23 protein-coding genes are annotated in these 20,797 nt (G+C 53.6%); 17 read left to right on the top strand and 6 right to left on the bottom strand.

Features of this window, described 5'->3' with window-relative positions:
• Positions 1 to 243 precede the first annotated feature (243 nt).
• From sirA to GC56T3_RS11550, 4 genes are all read left to right on the top strand, one after another.
• On the top strand, positions 244 to 681 hold the full coding sequence (gene sirA / locus GC56T3_RS11565; protein WP_013145680.1) for a sporulation inhibitor of replication protein SirA: 438 nt from the start codon (positions 244 to 246) through the stop codon (positions 679 to 681).
• Between the two features lie 89 nt (positions 682 to 770).
• A complete protein-coding gene (locus GC56T3_RS11560) occupies positions 771 to 983 on the top strand; it encodes a YneF family protein (protein ID WP_011230833.1) in 213 nt (70 codons plus the stop codon).
• A gap of 124 nt (positions 984 to 1,107) precedes the next feature.
• The gene (locus GC56T3_RS11555) at positions 1,108 to 2,847 is read left to right on the top strand and encodes an ABC transporter transmembrane domain-containing protein (RefSeq protein WP_013145679.1); all 1,740 of its coding nucleotides are present in this window, start codon (positions 1,108 to 1,110) and stop codon (positions 2,845 to 2,847) included.
• A gap of 89 nt (positions 2,848 to 2,936) precedes the next feature.
• Entirely contained in the window at positions 2,937 to 4,715 is a 1,779-nt protein-coding gene (locus GC56T3_RS11550) for an ABC transporter ATP-binding protein (protein WP_013145678.1), read from the top strand.
• 57 nt (positions 4,716 to 4,772) lie between these two features.
• Here GC56T3_RS11550 and GC56T3_RS11545 read toward each other — a convergent pair whose 3' ends face one another.
• The gene (locus GC56T3_RS11545) at positions 4,773 to 4,952 is read right to left on the bottom strand and encodes an aspartyl-phosphate phosphatase Spo0E family protein (protein WP_011230836.1); all 180 of its coding nucleotides are present in this window, start codon (positions 4,950 to 4,952) and stop codon (positions 4,773 to 4,775) included.
• A 168-nt stretch (positions 4,953 to 5,120) separates the two neighbouring features.
• On the opposite strand from GC56T3_RS11545, the gene GC56T3_RS11540 reads away from it, so the two are divergent.
• The 3 genes from GC56T3_RS11540 to GC56T3_RS11530 all read left to right on the top strand — a co-directional run bounded on the left by GC56T3_RS11540 (position 5,121) and on the right by GC56T3_RS11530 (position 6,934).
• Positions 5,121 to 5,828 carry a cytochrome c biogenesis protein CcdA gene (locus GC56T3_RS11540; protein ID WP_011230838.1) on the top strand — a complete coding sequence of 236 codons (708 nt, stop codon included), beginning with the start codon at positions 5,121 to 5,123 and terminating at the stop codon, positions 5,826 to 5,828.
• A gap of 68 nt (positions 5,829 to 5,896) precedes the next feature.
• A complete protein-coding gene (locus GC56T3_RS11535; protein WP_011230839.1) occupies positions 5,897 to 6,253 on the top strand; it encodes a response regulator in 357 nt (118 codons plus the stop codon).
• A gap of 201 nt (positions 6,254 to 6,454) precedes the next feature.
• Entirely contained in the window at positions 6,455 to 6,934 is a 480-nt protein-coding gene (locus tag GC56T3_RS11530; protein ID WP_020278238.1) for a CcdC family protein, read from the top strand.
• Between the two features lie 189 nt (positions 6,935 to 7,123).
• On the opposite strand, the gene GC56T3_RS11525 is transcribed toward GC56T3_RS11530, so the two are convergent.
• Positions 7,124 to 7,558 carry a DUF2621 domain-containing protein gene (locus GC56T3_RS11525; protein WP_011230841.1) on the bottom strand — a complete coding sequence of 145 codons (435 nt, stop codon included), beginning with the start codon at positions 7,556 to 7,558 and terminating at the stop codon, positions 7,124 to 7,126.
• A gap of 260 nt (positions 7,559 to 7,818) precedes the next feature.
• Between GC56T3_RS11525 and GC56T3_RS11520 the strand changes: the two genes are divergently transcribed.
• From GC56T3_RS11520 to GC56T3_RS11495, 6 genes are all read left to right on the top strand, one after another.
• Positions 7,819 to 8,487, top strand: a complete 669-nt coding sequence (locus GC56T3_RS11520) for a cell wall hydrolase (RefSeq protein ID WP_173346435.1) — start codon at positions 7,819 to 7,821, stop codon at positions 8,485 to 8,487.
• Between the two features lie 125 nt (positions 8,488 to 8,612).
• A complete protein-coding gene (locus tag GC56T3_RS11515) occupies positions 8,613 to 11,291 on the top strand; it encodes a sigma-54-dependent transcriptional regulator (protein WP_013145676.1) in 2,679 nt (892 codons plus the stop codon).
• A 166-nt stretch (positions 11,292 to 11,457) separates the two neighbouring features.
• Positions 11,458 to 11,760: a PTS sugar transporter subunit IIB gene (locus tag GC56T3_RS11510; RefSeq protein ID WP_013145675.1), complete on the top strand. Its 303-nt coding sequence runs from the start codon at positions 11,458 to 11,460 to the stop codon at positions 11,758 to 11,760.
• A 17-nt stretch (positions 11,761 to 11,777) separates the two neighbouring features.
• Positions 11,778 to 13,133 (top strand): PTS cellobiose transporter subunit IIC, encoded by a 1,356-nt coding sequence (gene celB / locus GC56T3_RS11505; protein ID WP_013145674.1) that lies wholly within the window; start codon positions 11,778 to 11,780, stop codon positions 13,131 to 13,133.
• 17 nt (positions 13,134 to 13,150) lie between these two features.
• Positions 13,151 to 13,888: a chitin disaccharide deacetylase gene (gene chbG, locus GC56T3_RS11500; RefSeq protein WP_013145673.1), complete on the top strand. Its 738-nt coding sequence runs from the start codon at positions 13,151 to 13,153 to the stop codon at positions 13,886 to 13,888.
• An 11-nt stretch (positions 13,889 to 13,899) separates the two neighbouring features.
• The gene (locus GC56T3_RS11495) at positions 13,900 to 14,226 is read left to right on the top strand and encodes a PTS lactose/cellobiose transporter subunit IIA (RefSeq protein WP_013145672.1); all 327 of its coding nucleotides are present in this window, start codon (positions 13,900 to 13,902) and stop codon (positions 14,224 to 14,226) included.
• A 211-nt stretch (positions 14,227 to 14,437) separates the two neighbouring features.
• Here the strand turns inward: GC56T3_RS11495 and GC56T3_RS11490 are convergent, their stop codons facing one another.
• The gene (locus tag GC56T3_RS11490) at positions 14,438 to 14,584 is read right to left on the bottom strand and encodes a small acid-soluble spore protein P (RefSeq protein ID WP_011230843.1); all 147 of its coding nucleotides are present in this window, start codon (positions 14,582 to 14,584) and stop codon (positions 14,438 to 14,440) included.
• 125 nt (positions 14,585 to 14,709) lie between these two features.
• Here GC56T3_RS11490 and GC56T3_RS11485 point away from each other — a divergent pair, with 125 nt between their 5' ends.
• Positions 14,710 to 14,970 carry a hypothetical protein gene (locus tag GC56T3_RS11485; protein ID WP_011230844.1) on the top strand — a complete coding sequence of 87 codons (261 nt, stop codon included), beginning with the start codon at positions 14,710 to 14,712 and terminating at the stop codon, positions 14,968 to 14,970.
• A 70-nt stretch (positions 14,971 to 15,040) separates the two neighbouring features.
• Here the strand turns inward: GC56T3_RS11485 and sspO are convergent, their stop codons facing one another.
• Positions 15,041 to 15,190 carry a small acid-soluble spore protein O gene (sspO, locus tag GC56T3_RS11480; RefSeq protein ID WP_013145671.1) on the bottom strand — a complete coding sequence of 50 codons (150 nt, stop codon included), beginning with the start codon at positions 15,188 to 15,190 and terminating at the stop codon, positions 15,041 to 15,043.
• A 234-nt stretch (positions 15,191 to 15,424) separates the two neighbouring features.
• Here sspO and acnA point away from each other — a divergent pair, with 234 nt between their 5' ends.
• Positions 15,425 to 18,145 carry an aconitate hydratase AcnA gene (acnA, locus tag GC56T3_RS11475; RefSeq protein ID WP_013145670.1) on the top strand — a complete coding sequence of 907 codons (2,721 nt, stop codon included), beginning with the start codon at positions 15,425 to 15,427 and terminating at the stop codon, positions 18,143 to 18,145.
• Positions 18,146 to 18,182: 37 nt separating this feature from the next.
• Here the strand turns inward: acnA and sspL are convergent, their stop codons facing one another.
• The gene (gene sspL, locus GC56T3_RS11470) at positions 18,183 to 18,320 is read right to left on the bottom strand and encodes a small, acid-soluble spore protein L (RefSeq protein WP_013145669.1); all 138 of its coding nucleotides are present in this window, start codon (positions 18,318 to 18,320) and stop codon (positions 18,183 to 18,185) included.
• 72 nt (positions 18,321 to 18,392) lie between these two features.
• On the opposite strand from sspL, the gene GC56T3_RS11465 reads away from it, so the two are divergent.
• Positions 18,393 to 18,857, top strand: a complete 465-nt coding sequence (locus tag GC56T3_RS11465; RefSeq protein ID WP_013145668.1) for a divergent PAP2 family protein — start codon at positions 18,393 to 18,395, stop codon at positions 18,855 to 18,857.
• Positions 18,858 to 18,969: 112 nt separating this feature from the next.
• Here GC56T3_RS11465 and GC56T3_RS11460 read toward each other — a convergent pair whose 3' ends face one another.
• Positions 18,970 to 19,896: a DMT family transporter gene (locus tag GC56T3_RS11460; RefSeq protein WP_013145667.1), complete on the bottom strand. Its 927-nt coding sequence runs from the start codon at positions 19,894 to 19,896 to the stop codon at positions 18,970 to 18,972.
• Between the two features lie 232 nt (positions 19,897 to 20,128).
• On the opposite strand from GC56T3_RS11460, the gene GC56T3_RS11455 reads away from it, so the two are divergent.
• Positions 20,129 to 20,794: a ribonuclease H family protein gene (locus GC56T3_RS11455; protein ID WP_011230849.1), complete on the top strand. Its 666-nt coding sequence runs from the start codon at positions 20,129 to 20,131 to the stop codon at positions 20,792 to 20,794.
• Positions 20,795 to 20,797: the final 3 nt, after the last annotated feature.

The raw sequence follows: 20,797 nt of genomic DNA, 5'->3' as shown, positions 1-20,797 counted from the left end.
GGAAAAGCTGCCCTTGCGTTGTTGCAGGGGCAGCTTGTTTTTGTGAAAGATGGCTGCGCTTTGGTCAAGTATTTTCGGGGTTGAATCGAGGACAAAGGCTTGTTTGTTGGCCTGTTTGCGGCCGCATGGCCATCGCAAACAAAAATCGACAATGTTAGTGAAAAAACTTGCCGTTAATAGACATATTTTTCCCTTTTCCTTTTCTATAATAGAAAATAGATGAACAGAAATGGGGGATGAGGCATGGTCCGCTATTGGATTTATTTGTTGAATGACGATGTGGCGTCGCATTACCGCCATCGGGCAGAAAAAATTGTCGAACTGCTTCGTGAGCATCAATACGCGAAAGCGCCGCTGAAGGCGATTTGCCGCAAGCAAGTCGAATTTATCACCGAACGGCTGTCATTTTCGCGCCTGGAACTTGGCTTAAAGCAATATTTTGCCGGCCGCGTCGGCAAAAATTTGGAGCGCAATATGTTTGTTTTGCAAAACGATTCCGGCGAGGAAGCGTTGCTTGTCGTGCAAAAGCGCCGCTTGCTTCTTGTCGCTGACAGCGCGCCGCTTGCCTCGGACATCGGGCGGGCGCTCGCTCGGCTTTCGCCGACGTTTTTGGCGGTCGACGCCGATTTTGTCGATTACTACTGGCTGTCTGCGCCTCGGCAAGGAAGAAAATTTGCGTAATGAAAAGATTTTTGTCGCGAAATATTGTCTAATGACGCATCGTTTAGTACACTGTTAGGGAGACAACAAGAAGGAGGAAAATCGCTGTTATGTGGGGTACGATTCTCGTTGGCGTGCTGGCGCTCATCGCCGGGGTGGCGATCGGATTTTTCGTCGCCCGCAAAACGATGATCAATTATTTGAAGAAAAACCCGCCGATCAATGAACAAATGATTCGCATGATGATGATGCAAATGGGAATGACGCCATCCCAGAAGAAAATCAATCAGATGATGAAAATGATGAACAATCAACTGAAATAAGCGAAACGGACACTCGATCGAGAGTGTCTTTTTATTTTGCCAAAATGTTCTTTCAAAATTTTTCTAGTTTTGTTACAATAATATGGCGATTGTTCGTCAGCCAAATGAAAGGAGGGCGGGCCTTATGCGCGTGTTTCGCGATTTGTTTTGGTTTTTCCGTCAAGAAAAGAAGGCGTATATCACCGGCATTTTCGTGCTTGTCATCGTGGCGTTTTTGGAGACAGTCCCGCCGAAAGTGATCGGCTTGTTGGTCGATCATATGAAAAACGGCACGATGACAAAAGAAGTGCTCATCCGCTGGATCGCCGTCCTCGCCGCCGTTGCGGCGGCGCTTTACGGGCTCCGCTACGCTTGGCGCATTTTCATTTTCGGTTCGGCGGTCAAGCTTGCCCGCCAGCTGCGCAACGAGCTGTATCAGCATTTTACGAACATGTCGCCGTCGTTTTACCAGCGGAAGCGGATCGGCGATTTAATGGCCCATGCGACCAACGATTTGCAAGCGATTCAGCAGACGGCCGGAAGCGGCATTTTGACGCTTGTTGACTCGGTGACGCTTGGCGGGTTTGTGTTGGCAACGATGGCGTTTTCGATCAGCTGGAAGCTGACGCTCATCAGCCTATTGCCGATGCCCGTGATGGCGGCGGCGACGAGCCGCTATGGGACGATGCTCCATCGTCGGTTTTTAACGGCGCAAGCGGCGTTTTCGTCGCTGAACGACAAGGTGCAGGAAAGCGTAAGCGGCATCCGCGTCATCAAGGCGTTCGGCTATGAGGAACACGATGTCGAGGCGTTTCGCCGTCAATCGGAAGACGTCGTGGCGAAAAACGTTGCCGTCGCCAAAATTGACGCCTTGTTTGATCCGACGATCGGGCTGCTTGTTGGGCTGTCGTTTTTTCTCGCTGTGGCGTTTGGCAGCCAAATGGTTTTGGCGGGCGAATTGACGATCGGCGAGCTTGTGTCGTTTACGACCTACCTTGGCCTGCTCATTTGGCCGATGTTGGCGTTCGGCTGGCTGTTTAACATTGTTGAGCGAGGGCGCGCTTCGTACGACCGGGTGCGGGCGCTGTTGGCTGAACAAGATGAAATCATCGAGCGCCCCGATGCCGTAGATGTCCCGCCGAAAGGGGATATTGAATACCGCGTTGATCAATTTGCCTATCCGGGAGAGACAAAGCCGGCGCTCGCGGACATTCGTTTTTGGCTTAAGCGTGGAGCGACGCTTGGCGTCGTCGGCAAAACCGGGGCGGGAAAAACGACGTTGCTTCGTTTGCTGCTGCGTGAGTTTGACGGCTATGACGGCGAGATTCGCTTCGGCGGCCGCGACATTCGTGATTATACGCTTTCCGCGCTCCGTTCGGCGATCGGCTATGTGCCGCAAGACCATTTCTTGTTTTCTGCCTCTGTCCGCGACAACATCGCCTTTGCCAAGCCGGAAGCCGGAGAGGACGAGGTCGTCCGGGCGGCGCGGCTGGCCGACATTCATGATGACATTTTGCAGTTTCCTGACGGGTATGAGACGGTCATCGGCGAGCGCGGCGTTTCCCTATCCGGTGGGCAAAAACAGCGGCTGTCAATCGCCCGGGCGCTTCTCATTGACCCGGAAGTGCTCATTTTTGATGATGCGTTGTCGGCCGTGGATGCCAAAACCGAGGCGCGGATTTTAGCGGCGCTCAAACAGGAGCGGCGCGGAAAAACGACGATCATCGCCGCTCATCGTTTAAGCGCGGTTGAGCATGCCGATTGGATTCTCGTCCTTGACGGGGGGCGAATTGTGCAGGCCGGAACGCACGAGCAGCTGATGGCAGAAGACGGCTGGTATCGTGACATGCATCGACGCCAGCAGCTTGAGGCGCTTGCGGAGTAACAACAGATCTGAACGTTCGAGCTCTCGCCAAAAACGAGCGGAGCGAAAAGCTTGAAAATACAAGTTGTTTGTGAAATAGGGGGAAGTGGATGAACGACCGATGGTTGACAACAAAAGAGCAGCGGCGCGTTTTATGGCGGCTGCTCGCTTATATGGGAAGATACAAAAAAGAAACTGCGCTTGCGTTTACGCTTCTTCTGTTGGCAACGGCCGGGGAGCTTTCCAGCCCGTATTTGGTGAAAGTGTTCATTGACGACTATTTGGTGCCGGGCCGCCTTGCTTTTGGACCGGTGGCGGCGCTGGCCGCCGCCTATCTCGGCGTGCTCGTCTTGAAAACGATCATTTCCTACTTCCAGCTTGTCGAATTTCAGCGGCTCGCTTTGCACGTCATTCAAGCGCTGCGGATGGATGTGTTTGCGAAAGTGCACCGGCTCGGGATGAGCTATTTTGACCGGACGCCGGGCGGAAGCATCGTTTCGCGGGTGACGAACGATACAGAAGCGATCAAGGACATGTTCATCAGCGTCCTAGCGGCCTTTGTGCAAAACGGCTTGTTTGTCATCGGCGTGTTTGTCGCCATGTTTTCGCTTGATGCTAAGCTTGCGTTGTTTTGCCTGTTCATCCTCCCGGCGATCGCGTTCATCATGCACACATACCGACGCTACAGCTCGGTGTTTTATCAAGAGATGCGCGAACGGCTGAGCGAACTGAACGCCAAATTGAACGAATCGCTGCAAGGAATGGCCGTCATTCAAGCGTTCCGCCAGCAGCGCCGTTTATATCAAGAGTTTGCCGCCGTCAATGAAGCGCATTACAAGGCGGGGATGAAAAACATCCACCTCGATGGACTGCTGCTTCGACCGGCGATCGATGTGGTGTATATGTTGTCGATCATGGTCGTGCTCAGCTTTTTTGGTATCACGGCGCTTGATGGCCCAGTTGAGATCGGCGTGCTGTATGCGTTTGTCAACTATTTGGAGCGCTTTTTCGAACCGGTGACGCAAATGATGATGCGCCTGTCTCTTTACCAGCAGGCGATCGTTTCCGCCTCTCGCGTGTTTGCCCTTCTTGATCATCAAGAAGAGGCGCCGGCCAATCCAAATTGGTCGCCGCATGCGATCGAGCGCGGGGAAATCGAATTTCGGGATGTCAGCTTTTCCTACGACGGCAAACGGGATGTGCTGAAACGGCTGTCGTTTGTCATCCGTCCAGGTCAGACGGTCGCGTTTGTCGGCCATACCGGCAGCGGCAAAAGTTCGATCATCAACTTGCTCATGCGCTTTTATGAGTTTGACCGCGGCGATATTTTGCTTGACGGCTGGTCGATCCGCGATTACTCGCGCGCCGAGCTGCGCCGCCGCCTCGGCCTTGTCTTGCAAGATCCGTTTTTGTTTTACGGGACGGTCAAAGAGAACATTCGCATGTATAATCAGGAACTGGACGACGAAGCCATTAAGGAGGCCGCTCGGCTCGTGCAGGCCGATGCGTTTATTGAGCAATTGCCCGATCGTTACGACCATGTGCTCGCCGAGCGCGGGGCGACGTTATCAAGCGGTCAGCGCCAGCTTCTTTCCTTTGCTCGCACGATCGCTGCTGATCCGAAAATTTTGGTGCTCGATGAGGCGACCGCCCATATTGACACTGAAACAGAGGAAGCGATTCAAGATGCGCTCATGCGCATGCGGAAAGGGCGGACGACGATCGTCATCGCCCACCGTCTATCAACGATTCAAGACGCCGATCAAATTTTCGTCCTTCACCGCGGCGAAATCATCGAGCGCGGTACGCATCAGCAACTGCTGGCGCAAAAAGGGCTTTACTACCAAATGTACTTGCTGCAAAACGGTCTCGTCGACGTCCATGCGTAAATGGCGGCGTTTTGCCGCCCCTGCTTGGAACAAAAAGAAGAAAGCGCCACATCCCGCCTAGCGGGAGGCGCTTTGCTTTCGCCGCTTGGTTTGTTCGCGTTGATAGGCATTGAGCAACGTGTCAAGTTCTTTGCTGATTTTCATGGCCGCCGCGGAGTTTAACCCCGTTTTGGCCACCGTGTCGACAAGCTCCATCCGCTTTTGTTCAATCAAGGTCAACAATTTGCATTTTGGCACGAATCGACCGTCCTTTGCTTGAAGTATTGTGTATGGTGCTTTATACTATTTTATCAGTGAACGCAAAAATGGAAAATAGAAAAATTGACCAGGAACAATGAGAAACACGTTACGGGAAGAAGGAATTCTGCTAAAATAAAAAGTAAAAAAGCAGGGGCTGGTTCACCAATGAATGATCTCAATCTATTTTTAGCGTTCGGCGCCGGGTTTTTGTCGTTTATTTCCCCGTGCTGCTTGCCGCTTTATCCGGCGTTTTTATCGTATATCACCGGCGTGTCGGTCAGCGAGTTGAAAGAGGAAAACGCGATGCTGAACCGCCGCAGCTTATGGCATACGCTTTGCTTTTTGCTCGGCTTCTCGCTCATTTTTATCTCGCTTGGCTTTGGCACCTCGCTGCTTGGAAGGCTGTTTGTTGATTATCAAGATGCGATCCGGCAAATCGGCGCGGTCGTGATCGTCGCTCTCGGCCTCGTCGTCGCCGGGCTGTGGAAGCCGGCGTTTTTGCTGAAAGACCGGCGCATTTCGTTTCGTGAACGGCCATCGGGATATGTCGGCTCCGTGCTGATCGGCATGGCGTTTGCCGCCGGTTGGACGCCGTGCATGGGGCCGATTTTGGTGGCGGTTGTCGCTCTAGCCGCCACCAACCCGGGCTCAGGAATGATGTATATGCTTGCTTATACGCTCGGATTTGCCGTTCCGTTTTTCATGTTGTCGTTTTTTATCGGCAAGCTGCAATGGATCCGCCGCCATAGCGCATCCATCATGAAGGCGGGCGGCTATGTCATGGTGGCGATGGGCGTTGTTTTGTACTTTGACTGGATGACAAAGCTGATTGCTTATACGACAAGCTTGTTTGGCGGATTTACTGGTTTTTAGCGGCGATGGAGCCGCCCTTTGTGCGGCTGTTGTTGGAGGAATATCGTTGAGGAGAGGGCGATGGAAAGATGGCTGCCATTTTAATTGCTGACGATGCGAAGTTTATGCGGGTAACGCTGGCGCGCATACTGGAAAAAACGGATCACACCGTAGCCGGTGAGGCGGAAAACGGCAAAGAGGCGGTCGAGCTGTATCGCCGGCTGCGCCCCGATCTTGTCATCATGGACATTACGATGCCGGTCATGAATGGGATTGAAGCGGTGCGGGCGATTAAGGAGATCGATCCCGGGGCGAAAATCATCATCTGCTCGGCGCTCGGGCAGCAGCGTATGGTCGTTGAGGCCATTGAAGCCGGAGCGGCCGACTTCATCGTCAAGCCGTTTGAAGAAACCCGCGTGCTCGAGGCGATTGCCCGTCTTTTGTAAGCGGGCTTCGGCTCCGTACGTCATAGGAAAGCGCCGGCTTATGACCGCTGGAAGACAGCTGGCTGCGTTCCTCTTGGCAAGCGAGAGGGATGAAGCGAGCGCGATGTTTGGCGAAGGCGGGGGCGGCTTTAGAGGACGGTAGGCAAGCGGAGCGGTTTTTGCTATAATAGCGTTGTCCGTGAATTTTGTCGGAAGAAGGTGATGGCTTTGGCGTTCATTACATCGCTCATCGCCGTTGTGATGGCGTTTTTCATCTTTTTTGTGCGCATGAAGGCGTCGGAAAAGCCGACGAATGCCAAAAAAATTATTTTGCCGCCGCTGTTTATGAGCACCGGGGCGCTGATGTTCATCGATCCGGTCTTTCGCGTTACGCGCGGGGAGCTCATCGAAGCGGTCATTCTCGGCCTGTTTTTCTCGCTGTTTCTCATTAAAACGTCGAAATTTGAAATCCGCGGCAGCGATATTTATTTGAAACGCTCAAAATCCTTTATTTGGATTTTGCTCGGGCTGATTGTCATTCGTCTTGGCTTGAAAACGTATTTAGGACGAACGATCGACTACCGCCAGTTAAGCGGCATGTTTTATTTGCTCGCGTTTTCGATGATCGTCCCATGGCGGATTGCGATGTACGTTTCGTATAGAAAGCTGGCGGCGCAGCTGAAACCGCCAGTGCTGACATAAAGAGCTGTCCCGCTGATGGACAGCTCCCTTTTTTGTTGCGCCAAGCCACTTCACTTCGCTTCCCTGGAATTGTCCCGCAGACGGAGCTGAAGTCGTCGGTCCCGGCCTAAAAAGCTGCTTGTTTGGGCCGCTTTTTTCATGCTGAAACAGACGAAAGCCGCCGGTCAGCCTTAGACGAAAGGCGGAACGTCAGCGGCTTTCCAATAAATGTTTATAAGGGGCGAGATCGATGTTCTTCGCCTGCAATGTCCGGATCAAAAACTTATGGTCGCGCTTGGGGGTTGCGATGATGTAGCCGCGGATCAGCAAGTCGCGTGTGATGCGCGGCGCCTGCTCCTTCAAGGCAAGCTCGCCGATTTTGCCGGCGATCTTTTGCCGCGCCACGTCGCGGAACAATTCCGGCACAGGGCGAACCAATTCCTCAAGCAGCGCTTTTTCTTCTTCCCCCCATAAATGGCGCGTCTGTTCAATGTAATATTCCTGCCAGTCGAGCTCCGATTTTCCATCTTCTTTCGGCAGCCGCTTCAAAAACTTGCGGAACATGAAAAAGCCGCCGATCGACATCATGACAAGCAAAAAGACGACCCAAAGCAAAATAAACCAAAGAAACCATCCGGTCAGCACGATCCCCACCCCAACATGATGATCAACTGTTTTGCCATAGGCAAGATTCGTCTACTATTATGTCGAAAAGCTTGCTGTTTGGCAAGTTTCAAACGGCGGCTTGTCACGAAGTGTAACGCAACTGTAATGCAACTGTAAAAAAGCTTGTCCCGCCTTACAGCGCCAATGGATGGAAAGCCGCCGGCCGCTTTGTATGGAAAAGATATACAGTGACGTTCCCTTCTTTGCCTGCTAATCTGAAAAAAAGCCAAAAGGCAACGATGAGGGGGATGCGCAGAGTGAAAAAAACGATCGCAGCGCTCACGATCATTTGCTGTATGGCGTTAAGCTCTCATGGGCTGTCGGCGGAAGCGGCTGGCTCGTATACATACTATCAAGTGAAAAAAGGGGATACGTTGTCGAAGATCGCCAAACAATATCATACTACGGTTGCTTCGTTAAAGTTGTTAAATCACTTAAAAAGCGATGCCATTTATGCCGGAGAAAGGCTGAAAGTGCCGGCTGCGGCGAAGCGATCGGCTTCGGCGCCGGCAAAGAAGAAATCGATCTCATTAAGCGCCGCTGACCGGAAGCTTCTCGCCCAGCTTGTGCAAGCGGAGACCGGTTCGAGCGAGCCGTTTGCCGGCAAGGTGGAAGTGGCGCTTGTGGTTTTAAACCGCACAAAGCACCCGGAGTTTCCAAAGACGGTGCGCGGCGTCATTTATCAAAAAACGAAATCCGGCTATGCGTTTGTACCAGCCAAAACGGGGAAATTGACCCGCATTCAGCCGACCAAGCAGGATTACGAGGCGGTCGACAAGGCGCTAGCCTTATTCCCAAACGATCGCCGCGGCTCGCTTTATTTCTACAATCCGAAAATCACAAAAGACAAATGGATGTTGTCGCGTCCGGTGACGATTCGCATCGGGCACCATGTCTTCACGAGATGAACGGGGTCGAATAAGGCCTCGTTCTTTTGTTTTGTGCATAGCGGCGGGCCGGCGTTGTTTCATCACGATTCGGCAGGAATTTCGACCGGCGGCTGCGAATGTGTGTAACGAGGAGGGGAGCGATCGTGAAAAGAATCGATCTCATCTATAACACGCTGTGTCAGTGGAAGAAGAGCGGAGAGTCGTGGGCGAGCGCAGAGGAGCTAGCTGACGCTCTCGGATTGGATCGAGCTAACGTCAGCCGCGATTTGAATCGGTTGTGGAGGGAAGGAAAAGTGCAAAAACGGCCGGGAAGGCCGGTGCGGTTTGCGGTCGCCGGCAATAGAGCGACAGCGCCGCGGTTGGACCGGCTTGCCGCCGAACAGCCGAGTTTGGCCATGGCCATCGAGCAGGGCAAAGCTGCCCTCTTGTATCCGCCGAAAGGACTGCCGATGCTGATTGTCGGGGAAACTGGGACGGGGAAATCGATGTTTGCCGAGTTGCTCCATGAATTTGCCGTCGCAACTGGCCGTTTTCCGCCGGGGGCGCCGTTTGTGACTTTTAACTGTGCTGACTACGCCAACAACCCGCAACTATTGCTTGGGCAACTGTTTGGAATCCGGAAAGGAGCGTACACGGGAGCGCATGAACAAAAAGGGCTGCTTGAGAAGGCGGATGGAGGCATTTTATTTTTAGATGAAGTGCACCGCCTGCCGGCGGAAGGTCAGGAGATGCTGTTTACATTTATTGACCGCGGCGTCTACCGCCGGCTAGGGGAAACGGACACGGAACGAACGGCTGATGTGCTGTTGATTTGCGCAACGACTGAAAACCCGGAATCCAACTTGCTGAAAACGTTTCGTCGCCGCATTCCGATGCATATTTGGCTGCCGCCGCTTGAGAAGCGGACGCTTGAGGAACGGTACTGTCTCGTCATGCAATTTTTTCAACAGGAAGCGGTGCGCCTCGGGAAAGACATTCATGTCTCTGCCAATGCGTTGCGCGCCTTTTTGTTTTACCCCTGTCCAAACAACGTCGGACAGCTGAAAGCCGACATTCAGCTCGTTTGCGCCAAGGCGTATGCCGACTATGTCACCGGAAAAAAAGAAAACGTCCGCATCCAGCGCGCTGACTTGTCGTTTGAGGTGCAAAGCGGGCTGTTGCTCGAGAAAAAGCATCCGCAGGCCGCCTCCTTTCCGCTGCCGCACGGTCGGTGCGTGTTTTCAGCGCATGGAGGCGAATGCCGACCAGAACTGGTGAATGATGACCAGCAATCGATTTATGACAATATTGAGCGCAAATACAGTGAGTTGAAAAAGCAGGGCGTCACCGGCGATGAACTGGATTTGCTGCTTGAGATGGACATTGAACGTTATGTTTCGCAGTATATGAAAGGTCTTCATCGCCGCATTCGTGATCGCTGCGATTTGGAGAAAATGATCGCACCTGACGTCCTGTCATTAACCGAGGCGCTAATCGCCTACGCGGAGAACAAACTGGAACGCCGTTTCCCGGAAAAGGTGATGTATGCGCTCGCTTTGCATATTCAAACGGCGCTTAATCGCCTTCGGACCGGGAACGCCGTGACCCACCCACAGCTCAATCAGGTGCGCACCGCTTATAAAAAAGAGTTTGCCGTTGCCTTGGACTGCTTGCAGCTTATGGAAGAACAGATGCGCATTGATTTTCCCATCGATGAAGCGGGGTTTTTGACCATGTTTTTCGCGCACCGTGACGAAAAACAGGAGGAACAGGAAGAGCGGGTGGCGGTGGTTGTCATCATGCATGGCAACGGCGTTGCGTCGGCTATGGCGGACGTCGTCAACAAATTGTTGGCAGCCGCATGCGTGCAAGCGGTCGATATGCCGCTCGATGCGGACCCGAAACAAGTTTACGAGCAAGTAAAAGCAGTCTTGCAGCCGGTTGCATCGACGAAAGGGGCATTGCTGCTTGTTGATATGGGATCGCTCGTGTCTTTTGCCCATTTTTTAGAAAAAGAGCTTGCCATTCCAGTGAAAGTCATTTCTCTAGCGAGTACGCCGCATGTATTGGAAGCCGCCCGCAAAGCGATGCTCGGCTATTCGCTTGTCGACATTTATAACGAAGTGAAAACCGCTGCGCCATATTATATGCGCCAACCGTTTTGGGAAGAGGACGGGGCGGAGCAAGATAGGCTGGCGATTGTTACGGCTTGTTTGACGGGAAAAGGAAGTGCGCTTGCATTAAAGCATATATTGGAAACTTACTTGCAGCTTGATGAACAATTGTGGGAAATTATCCCTATTCATATCGTTGATGAAAAAGAAGCGCAAAATAGGTTGTCAAACATAGCCAAACATGTTCGAATCGTCGCCATCGTCAGCCATTTCCGCCTCGATGAACGGGTTCCGCACTTTGCTTTGGACGAAGTGCTCAGTCTGAAAGCCATGAAAGAAATACAAGCGCTTGTCGATGATGAAGAAATGTATATGCATATGGCCCGAGAACTGGACGGCCATCTTCGCCATCTGTCCTCAGGACGGGCGATTCCGGTGATCCGCGCGGTGCTCGCGTCGATCAGCCAAGAGATCGGGTTTCCGTCGCAGTCCAGCGATATGGCCGGACTTGTCCTTCATTTATGCTGCCTGCTTGATCGGTTGTTGGCCGGTGAACCATCAAGCGATGCTGGGACGGACGGTGGTTGCCGTGAACACGAACCGCTGTATACGATCGTGAAGGAGGGGCTGTTTCCGCTCGAACAGCGGTACGGCGTTCGCATCGGTGAGAACGAATTGTGTCACATTATTCGCTTTTTCCGCTCGCTGCGGCAAAAACGGGACACATAAGGCGTCTGCTTCTTTGTTTTGCGCTGTTCGATTGAAAACGGTTTCAATACACAGTTGCCGCTGACTGACACACAATGAGCCGATCTCGCTTTTCACTGCTTTTTTATTGTTGGCATGGAATTTGCTTGTTAAGATGGCGATCACAAAACAAAGGAGGAGAAAAGCGATGAACATTTTACTCATTTGCGCCGCCGGCATGTCGACGAGTTTGCTCGTGACGAAGATGCAGGAGGCGGCAAAGCAAAAAGGGATCGAGGCGAACATTTGGGCTGTGTCAGCTGATGAAGCGAAAAGTCATCTCGACCAGGCGGATGTTGTGCTGATTGGTCCACAAATCCGCTATAAGCTTGCCGCCTTCAAAAAAGAGGGTGAGGCGCGCGGCATTCCGGTTGATGTCATCAATCCAGCTGACTACGGGCGTGTCAACGGCTCTGGGGTGCTGGACTTTGCGCTGCGGTTAAAAAAATAAACAGGGGGTAGGGGCGGATGGATCGGTTTATTCGTGTGTTGGAAGAGCGTGTGATGCCTGTCGCCGGCAGGATTGCCGAACAGCGCCATTTGCAAGCCATTCGTGACGGAATCATTTTGTCGATGCCGCTCTTGATTATCGGGTCTTTATTTTTAATCATTGGTTTTTTGCCGATCCCTGGCTATAACGAATGGATGGCGAAATGGTTTGGCGAACATTGGCTCGATAAGCTGTTGTATCCGGTCGGGGCGACATTCGACATTATGGCGCTTGTCGTCAGCTTCGGCGTCGCTTACCGGTTGGCGGAAAAGTACAAAGTTGATGCGCTTTCGGCCGGGGCGATTTCACTTGCCGCTTTTTTGCTCGCAACTCCGTATAAAGTGCCGTTCACGCCGGAAGGAGCGAAAGAAGCCATTATGGTCAGCGGCGGCATTCCGGTGCAATGGGTCGGCAGCAAAGGTTTGTTTGTCGCCATGATTTTGGCGATCGCATCGACGGAAATTTACCGAAAAATCATCCAAAAAAATATTGTCATTCGACTTCCGGATGGGGTGCCGCCTGCAGTGGCCCGCTCTTTTGTTGCTTTGATTCCGGGGGCCGCTGTTCTCGTCGTTGTCTGGGTGGCCCGCCTTATTTTGGAAATGACGCCGTTTGAAAGTTTCCATAATATTGTATCTGTGCTTCTAAACAAACCGCTCAGTGTGCTCGGCGGCAGTTTATTTGGCGCCATTGTCGCTGTACTGCTTGTGCAGCTGCTATGGTCGACCGGTTTGCACGGGGCGGCGATCGTAGGAGGAGTAATGGGGCCGATTTGGCTGTCGCTGATGGACGAAAACCGGATGGTGTTCCAGCAAAATCCGAATGCCGAACTGCCCAACGTCATTACGCAGCAGTTTTTTGATCTTTGGATTTACATCGGCGGTTCAGGAGCAACATTGGCGTTGGCGTTGACCATGATGCTTCGGGCGCGCAGCCGGCAGTTGAAAAGCTTAGGGCGGCTCGCGATCGCACCTGGCATTTTCAATATTAATGAGCCGATCACGTTCGGTATGCCGATCGTCATGAATCCATTGCTTATCATTCCATTCATTCTCGTGCCTGTCGTGCTTGTTGTTGTCTCCTACGCGGCGATGGCGACTGGGCTTGTCGCCAAACCAAGCGGGGTGGCCGTGCCATGGACGACACCGATCGTGATCAGTGGCTATTTAGCGACGGGGGGCAAAATTTCCGGGAGCATTTTGCAAATCGTCAACTTCTTCATCGCGTTTGCCATCTACTATCCATTTTTCTCGATTTGGGACAAACAAAAAGCGGCCGAAGAGCAGACCGATCCAACAATCTCAAGCGGAGCGGGAACAACGCACTCGCTGTAAATAAGGAGAGGAACGAAATGCCGCGCTATTGCATAGTCAACGCCGATGATTTCGGTTACTCGAAAGGGGTCAACTACGGAATTTTGGAAGCGTTTCAACACGGTGTCGTCACGTCGGCGACGCTGATGGCCAACATGCCAGCGGCAGAACACGCCGCCCGGTTGGCGAAGGAACATCCGGAACTCGGCGTCGGCATTCATTTTGTGCTGACGTGCGGCCGGCCGCTGGCCGATGTTCCGTCGCTTGTGAACGAGAACGGGGAGTTTCCGCGGCGTGGAGAGGCGCTTGCTGGCGCTAGGCGCAGCGATATCGAGCGGGAGCTTGCTGCCCAACTCGAGCGGGTTTTCTCGCTTGGGCTCTCTCCAACGCATATCGACAGCCATCATCACGTCCATGAGCACCCGAATGTGTTTCCGGTTGTGGAACAATTGGCCGAACGCTATCGGCTGCCGATCCGTCCGGTGCGGACGACACGGCCGCACCGGCTGGCAACCGTCGATGTCTTTTTTCCCGACTTTTACGGGGATGGATTGACAAAGGACCATTTTTTGACGCTCATCGACCGGATTGGCGACGGGCAGACGGCAGAAGTGATGTGCCATCCGGCCTATATGGACGCCCCTCTTGCTGCGGGAAGCTCTTATTGCCGGCAGCGGATCGAGGAGTTGGCTGTACTGACCGATCCAGCGCTCTCTAAGGAGATCGCAGAGCGTGGTGTCCAGTTAATTACGTACCGTGAATTCTATCAACTATAGGAGATGGCGTTATGCAAACGTATGAACAAACTGTATTCCAACTGATTCTTCATGGCGGAAACGGCCGCAGTTATGCAATGGAGGCGATTATGGCGGCGAAAAAAGGGGAATTTGCCGAGGCGCGCAGGCTGCTTGAACAGGCGGGAGCAGAACTGCAGGCGGCCCATAGGCTGCAGACCGCGTTGCTGCAACAAGAAGCGAGCGGCGGGCAGCCGGTGGTGACGCTTCTGATGGTGCATGCCCAAGATCATTTAATGACGGCGATCACGGTCAAGGATTTAGCCGCTGAATTCGTGGAGCTGTATGAAGCGCTCAAGCGGCAAACAGCCGAATCATAATCGCCGTCGGCCGGCTTGTTGACCGGGTGAGGATGATTCGCTTCAACGGGAATGAACCCAAGGCGGGCGGCAACGGGCTGTTCTAGCGACCGCCCGCTTTGTTGATTTTACAATAATTTTATTATGTAAACATAATGACACCAGCCGTTCAGCCCGCCCGGCTGCCGCCGGGCGCGGCTAAACGGAGATAAGGAAACTCCGCTTGTTTTCGTCACATATCGTGGCTTGTGTTGTGCTTTTGCCGCGTGTGATTGCGGTTCTTCACTTTTTTCGAACCGTCAAGCGGCTCCGGCTGCCCAGGATTGTCGCCTTTTGGGGCGTTTTTGCGCATATCTTTGCCGTCGTTTTTGTTCGTCATTTGTTGTCCCTCCTTTGTCCGTTAGCATGCGGCGTTGTGCTTTCGCTTATTCGGCGCATAATTTGCGCCCGGTTTGAAACGATAAGTAGTGAACGACCGCGATGACTGCGAAGGAGGGACGAGCCATGGTTTACCATAAAACGAAGCAAGAGGCGTTTCAAGCAGCGCAAAAGGCGACGATGGAAGCGAAAGAATGGCACGATCACTTGGTGCGTGATCAAGCCGACTACGGCCACCAGCTGGCCCATCTTCGGCAAGAAGTAAACGAGGCGTTCGCCCAAATTGAAAACGCGCTCGAAGTTGCCTCGGAAACGCAGCGCGTGCAGCTCGAAAAATTCCGCAGCGATTTGCAGGCGATCGTTGACGAAGTCAATGAAAACGAGTAAGGGAATGCCGGCGGCGGACATTCCCTTTTTGCATGCTATGGCAGGCCGGGATGGCGGAATGGCCGCCACGCTATTGGTTCTTTTTTCGTTTTTTGTTGTTTTGGCGCTGGGCTTCTGTCAGCGGTTCATTGGAAAACTCTTCGTTGTAGCCGACTCCCATTCCTTGCGCTTTGGCGGCGTTCATGCCAGGGATCACGTGGTTTGCTTTTCGCTTTGCCATTCGTTTCACCTCCGCTTCTAGTTTGCGACGAAACGGGCGCCTTATTCCTCTTTTGCCGCCGTTAAGGAAGCCAGCCCGTGAGACACTGGAAATCATTATTTACAACTTGTGCTGTTCTATAATAAGATAAAGTCGTGCCGAACTTTATGGGGATTGGGAGAATTCATGCTATTTTTTCGACTTTTGTGCGAAAAAATAGTATAGTATTATTGTGAAGTGAAGGGGGTTATACATATGGCGAAACAAGATGTGTTCAACGCCCGCTCTTCGTTTGTTGTAAACGGCAAAACGTACAACTACTACCGTTTGCAAGCGCTTGAAGAAGCGGGCATCGGCCAGGTGAGCCGCCTGCCGTACTCGATCAAAGTATTGCTTGAATCGGTGCTTCGCCAAGTCGACGGCCGCGTCATCACGAAAGAGCACGTCGAAAACTTGGCGAAATGGGGAACGCCGGAAATGAAAGACATCGACGTGCCGTTTAAGCCGTCGCGCGTCATTTTGCAAGACTTCACCGGCGTGCCGGCTGTCGTCGATTTGGCTTCGATGCGCAAAGCGATGGCCGATTTGGGAGGCGATCCGTATGAAATCAACCCGGAAATTCCGGTCGATCTCGTCATCGACCACTCGGTGCAAGTCGACCGCTACGGGTCAGACGATGCGCTGGAGTACAACATGGATTTGGAATTCAAACGGAACGCCGAACGGTACAAGTTTTTGAAATGGGCGCAAAAAGCGTTTAACAACTATCGTGCCGTTCCGCCGGCAACGGGGATCGTCCACCAAGTGAACTTGGAATATTTGGCAAGCGTCGTTCACGCGGTCGAAGGGGAGAACGGCGAGTACGAAGCGTTCCCGGATACGCTTGTCGGCACGGACTCGCATACGACGATGATCAACGGCCTCGGCGTCCTCGGTTGGGGGGTCGGCGGCATTGAAGCGGAAGCCGGCATGCTCGGCCAACCGTCGTACTTCCCGGTGCCGGAAGTCATCGGCGTCCGCCTGACAGGCAAGCTGCCGGACGGAGCGACGGCCACCGACTTGGCGCTTAAGGTGACGCAAGTGCTTCGGAAAAAAGGCGTCGTCGGCAAATTCGTTGAATTTTTCGGACCAGGAGTGGCGACTTTGCCGCTTGCCGACCGGGCGACGATTGCCAACATGGCGCCGGAATACGGGGCAACGTGCGGCTTCTTCCCGGTCGACGCTGAAGCGCTTGACTATTTGCGCTTGACCGGCCGCGACGAACATCACGTTCAAGTCGTCGAAGCGTATTGCAAAGCGAACGGTTTGTTCTACACGCCGGATGCACCGGAGCCGGTGTTTACGGATGTTGTGGAAATCAACTTGTCGGAAATTGAAACGAACTTGTCTGGCCCGAAACGGCCGCAAGACTTGATCCCGCTCTCGAAAATGAAACAGTCGTTCCGCGACGCGGTGAAAGCGCCGCAAGGCAACCAAGGCTTTGGCTTGACGGAAGCGGACTTGGAGCGGGAAATTACGGTCGAGCTGAACGGCGAACAAGTGAAATTGAAAACGGGCGCTGTCGTCATCGCGGCGATCACAAGCTGTACGAACACGTCGAACCCGTACGTGCTTGTCGCCGCTGGTTTAGTGGCGAAAAAAGCGGTCGAAAAAGGCTTGCAAGTGCCGAAATACGTGAAAACGTCGCTCGCGCCGGGCTCGAAAGTCGTCACCGGCTACTTGCGTGACTCGGGGCTGCTTCCGTATCTGGAACAGCTCGGTTTCAACATTGTCGGCTACGGCTGCACGACATGCATCGGCAACTCAGGTCCGCTTGCGCCGGAGCTCGAAAAAGCGCTCGCGGAAAGCGATCTGCTCGTGACAAGCGTCCTGTCCGGCAACCGGAACTTTGAAGGCCGCATCCACCCACTTGTCAAAGGCAACTATTTGGCATCGCCGCCGCTTGTTGTCGCCTATGCGCTCGCCGGCACGGTCGACATTGACTTGCTTAACGAGCCGATTGGCAAAGACAAAGACGGCAACGACGTCTATTTCCGCGACATTTGGCCGTCGATGGAAGAAGTGAAGAATGTCGTCAAGCAAGCGGTCGATCCGGAACTGTTCCGCAAAGAATATGAGCGCGTGTTCGACGGCAATCCGCGCTGGAACGCCATCGAAACGACGGATGAGCCGCTGTACCAATGGGATGAAAACTCGACGTACATTCAAAATCCGCCGTTCTTTGAAGGCTTGTCGCCGGAAGTGCGCAAAGTCGAACCTCTCACCGGCTTGCGCGTCGTCGGCAAGTTCGGCGATTCGGTCACGACTGACCATATTTCGCCAGCTGGGTCGATCGGCAAAAACACGCCGGCAGGCCAATATTTGATCTCGAAAGGCGTCGAGCCGAAAGATTTCAACTCGTACGGTTCGCGGCGCGGCAACCATGAAGTGATGATGCGCGGCACGTTCGCCAACATCCGCATCCGCAACCAAATCGCGCCGGGCACGGAAGGCGGCTATACGACGTACTGGCCGACCGGCGAAGTGATGTCGATGTACGATGCGTGCATGAGATACAAACAAGACGGCACTGGGCTTGTCGTCATCGCCGGCAAAGACTACGGCATGGGCAGCTCGCGCGACTGGGCGGCGAAAGGGACGTTCTTGCTCGGCATTAAAACGGTCATCGCCGAAAGCTTTGAGCGCATCCACCGCTCGAACCTCGTTTTGATGGGCGTCCTGCCGCTGCAATTTAAAGAAGGCGAAAATGCGGAGACGCTCGGCTTGACGGGTAAAGAAGTGTTCGACATTCACATCGATGAAAACGTCAAACCGCGCGATCTCGTCAAAGTGACGGCGACGAACCCGGATACGGGTGAGAAGAAAGAATTTGAGGTCATCGTCCGCTTTGACAGCGAAGTCGAAATCGACTACTATCGCCACGGCGGCATTTTGCAAATGGTGTTGCGCGAAAAATTGGCGAAAGTGAAACAATAACGACAAAAAGCAGGCTCCCATATCGGGAAGCCTGCTTTTATTTTGTGTTGAGCTTTTTCGCTGCGTTCTCAAGCTTGCTTTTTGGATCCGGGGGGAACGTTCCGTCTTGGCCAAAGCCTTGCGGGTTGACGCCCGGCGCCTTCGTGCCGCGGTTTCGGCCGCCGTTTTTGGTCATTGCTCTCACCTCCGCTCTTTACGGATAGTATGGCCACCCTTGGTCAAAATATAAGCAAAGGAGGAAAGCGTGATGAACAAGGGGCTGAAGACGGCGCTCGCGACAATCGCGCTCGCCCAGTTTCTGAAAATCCCGATCAAGCAGCTGGAGACCGGCCGGTGGGACTGGCGGCTCTTTTTCGAAACCGGCGGAATGCCAAGCTCCCACTCTGCCGGTGTTTCCGCCTTAGCGACATTTATCGCCCTCGAGCGAGGCGTGCGCACGATCGATTTTGCCTTGGCCGCGTTGTTTGGACTGATCGTCATGTACGATGCGCAAGGGGTGCGGCGCCAAGCGGGCGAACTCGCCCTTCGCCTGAACGAGCTTGCCGAGGAAGTAAAAAAGTTGGAAGGAGATCCAAAACAAACCGTTTATCACAAACAACAGCGGCAGCTGCGCGCCCGGCTCGGGCACGAGCCGATCGAAGTCGTCGGCGGGGCGCTCTTAGGCATGGCCGCGGGCGCTTTATCGCATTGGGGTTGTCGGCGCCGCGCCTGACAGCCTCAGGCAGCGAAGCGCGTCAGGCGTCGGCGACATGGGATGATGACCAACGGAGCGCCTCTAGCCTCCCAAAAGCTTCACTGTTTTTCGCTAAGAGCAATCGTTGCGGCTACGATGGGATGTTCCGCTTTTCCCGCCACCGTCTGCCCCAGAGGCGCATGCTTGGCAGTTCGGCGAAAAGCATGCCGGCCAAAATCGCAGCGCCGCCAAGCCAGGCCGATGGCGACAGCCGCTCTCCAGCCCAAAGGTAGGCGGTCAAAGCGGCGAACACCGGCTCCATGGCGAAAATCAGCGCGACATGGGCGGGAGTCGTATATTTTTGCACCGCCGTTTGGATGAGAAACGCCGCGGTCGTCGCCAACAACGATGTCACAGCGAGCGCCCCCCATACTTCCGGACGGCGGAGCACCGCCATATTCCACATTTGCGCGGCGTCTTCAAACCAAAAGGCAAAGAAGAAACAGAGGATGCCGACGGTAAAAATTTGCACCATGGTCAACAGCATCGTCGAATGCTGAGAGGAATAGCGGCCGGTGACGATAATGTGCATGGCAAAGGAAACAGCACAAAGAAAGACAAAGAAATCGCCCTGATTGAACGACAGCTCCGCTCCCCCTGTCAGCCAATACAGGCCGAACGCGGCAAGTGCCGCTCCAACGACCGCATTCACAGACGGTTTTTGCTTTAAAATCAAAAAGGAAAACAATGGAACGAGCACAACGCTCAGTCCGGTAATAAAGCCGGCTTTCGAGGAAGTGGTATACAACAGTCCGATCGTTTGGAATGCGTAGCCGCAAAACAGCCATAGCCCCATCCACGCCCCAGCGCCGATGACTCGCCATGACAACTGGCCGAAGAGTGGGCGGGAAGCGGCAGCGATCCAGGTGAGAAGCAACAAGCCGGCCAAACTGAAGCGAACGGCGTTAAACGACAACGGCTCCAAAAACGAAATGGCATTTTGGACGACGACGAACGTCGCCCCCCAGACGAACGTCACCATTAGCAGACTCAGATCGGCTATGGTTTGACGCTTCAATTCGAATCCTCCCTCTTCATATGCTTGCGCCCCATCTCATTTTGGGTGCTAGCCGCTAGTGTACCACAAGTAGGCCGAAAAAGATAGATATTTTGGAAAAAAGATGGGCGCCTGCGGCAAAATGGTTGATACAAGAAGAATTTGCGCATAATATTAGGTAATGAACAAGGGCGCAAGTGTGGTAAAATAAAAACCAGCTCCGATCATCGCCACGCGGAAGGGTGACAATGCGTTGGACGTACAAATCCACTGGACGTATATCACGCCGAAAAAACAAGAGGCGTTTCTTGTCTCCGATTGGGTCGATGCCAAAAAGGCGCTCGCTTTGGCGGATGATTTTGAAAAAACCGGGCGGACGAAAACAGTGGAGTTCGTCGATCGAAACGGCACGGTGTGGTCAAAAAAAGAGCTGCAAAAGCTGCTTGAGGAGATCGCTGGCGAGCCGCATGAGATCGTTGTGTATTTCGACGGCGGCTTTGACCATGAGACGTCCCAAGGCGGCGCCGGCGCGGTCGTATACTATAAGCAAAACGATCATCGCTACCGGTTGCGCGCCAACCGCCGGCTCGGCGAAATCAAATCCAATAATGAGGCAGAGTATGCGGCGTTTTGGTTTGTCATGCAGCTGCTCGAGGAACTTGGTGTTCATCATTTGCCGGTGACGTTCCGCGGCGACTCCCACGTCGTGTTAAAGCAGCTGTCCGGCGATTGGCCGTGTTTTGAGGACGATTTCAACATCTGGCTTGACCGCATTGAAGCGAAAATGCGCGAGCTTCACATCGAACCGGCGTACGAGCCGATTTCGCGCAAACAAAATAAAGAGGCGGATTCGCTCGCCCGCCAGGCGCTTGAAGGGCAGATCATCACAAGCCGAACGGAATTGACAGGGAAAGGGTAAGGT

Source organism: Geobacillus sp. C56-T3, assembly GCF_000092445.1.
GTDB lineage: Bacteria > Bacillota > Bacilli > Bacillales > Anoxybacillaceae > Geobacillus > Geobacillus thermoleovorans.
The sequence above is the reverse complement of the archived record's forward strand: the minus strand, read 5'-3'. Positions and strand labels throughout refer to the sequence as shown.

Coding starts and splice junctions, on each gene's coding strand:
- GC56T3_RS11490 (WP_011230843.1), bottom strand. CDS start 14,584: ATGACGAACAAAAACGACGGCAAAGATATGCGCAAAAACGCCCCAAAA.
- acnA (WP_013145670.1), top strand. CDS start 15,425: ATGGCGAAACAAGATGTGTTCAACGCCCGCTCTTCGTTTGTTGTAAAC.
- GC56T3_RS11540 (WP_011230838.1), top strand. CDS start 5,121: ATGAATGATCTCAATCTATTTTTAGCGTTCGGCGCCGGGTTTTTGTCG.
- GC56T3_RS11485 (WP_011230844.1), top strand. CDS start 14,710: ATGGTTTACCATAAAACGAAGCAAGAGGCGTTTCAAGCAGCGCAAAAG.
- celB (WP_013145674.1), top strand. CDS start 11,778: ATGGATCGGTTTATTCGTGTGTTGGAAGAGCGTGTGATGCCTGTCGCC.
- GC56T3_RS11465 (WP_013145668.1), top strand. CDS start 18,393: ATGAACAAGGGGCTGAAGACGGCGCTCGCGACAATCGCGCTCGCCCAG.
- sirA (WP_013145680.1), top strand. CDS start 244: ATGGTCCGCTATTGGATTTATTTGTTGAATGACGATGTGGCGTCGCAT.
- chbG (WP_013145673.1), top strand. CDS start 13,151: ATGCCGCGCTATTGCATAGTCAACGCCGATGATTTCGGTTACTCGAAA.
- GC56T3_RS11550 (WP_013145678.1), top strand. CDS start 2,937: ATGAACGACCGATGGTTGACAACAAAAGAGCAGCGGCGCGTTTTATGG.
- sspO (WP_013145671.1), bottom strand. CDS start 15,190: ATGGCAAAGCGAAAAGCAAACCACGTGATCCCTGGCATGAACGCCGCC.
- GC56T3_RS11530 (WP_020278238.1), top strand. CDS start 6,455: ATGGCTTTGGCGTTCATTACATCGCTCATCGCCGTTGTGATGGCGTTT.
- GC56T3_RS11560 (WP_011230833.1), top strand. CDS start 771: ATGTGGGGTACGATTCTCGTTGGCGTGCTGGCGCTCATCGCCGGGGTG.
- sspL (WP_013145669.1), bottom strand. CDS start 18,320: ATGACCAAAAACGGCGGCCGAAACCGCGGCACGAAGGCGCCGGGCGTC.
- GC56T3_RS11495 (WP_013145672.1), top strand. CDS start 13,900: ATGCAAACGTATGAACAAACTGTATTCCAACTGATTCTTCATGGCGGA.
- GC56T3_RS11510 (WP_013145675.1), top strand. CDS start 11,458: ATGAACATTTTACTCATTTGCGCCGCCGGCATGTCGACGAGTTTGCTC.
- GC56T3_RS11535 (WP_011230839.1), top strand. CDS start 5,897: ATGGCTGCCATTTTAATTGCTGACGATGCGAAGTTTATGCGGGTAACG.
- GC56T3_RS11520 (WP_173346435.1), top strand. CDS start 7,819: ATGAGGGGGATGCGCAGAGTGAAAAAAACGATCGCAGCGCTCACGATC.
- GC56T3_RS11555 (WP_013145679.1), top strand. CDS start 1,108: ATGCGCGTGTTTCGCGATTTGTTTTGGTTTTTCCGTCAAGAAAAGAAG.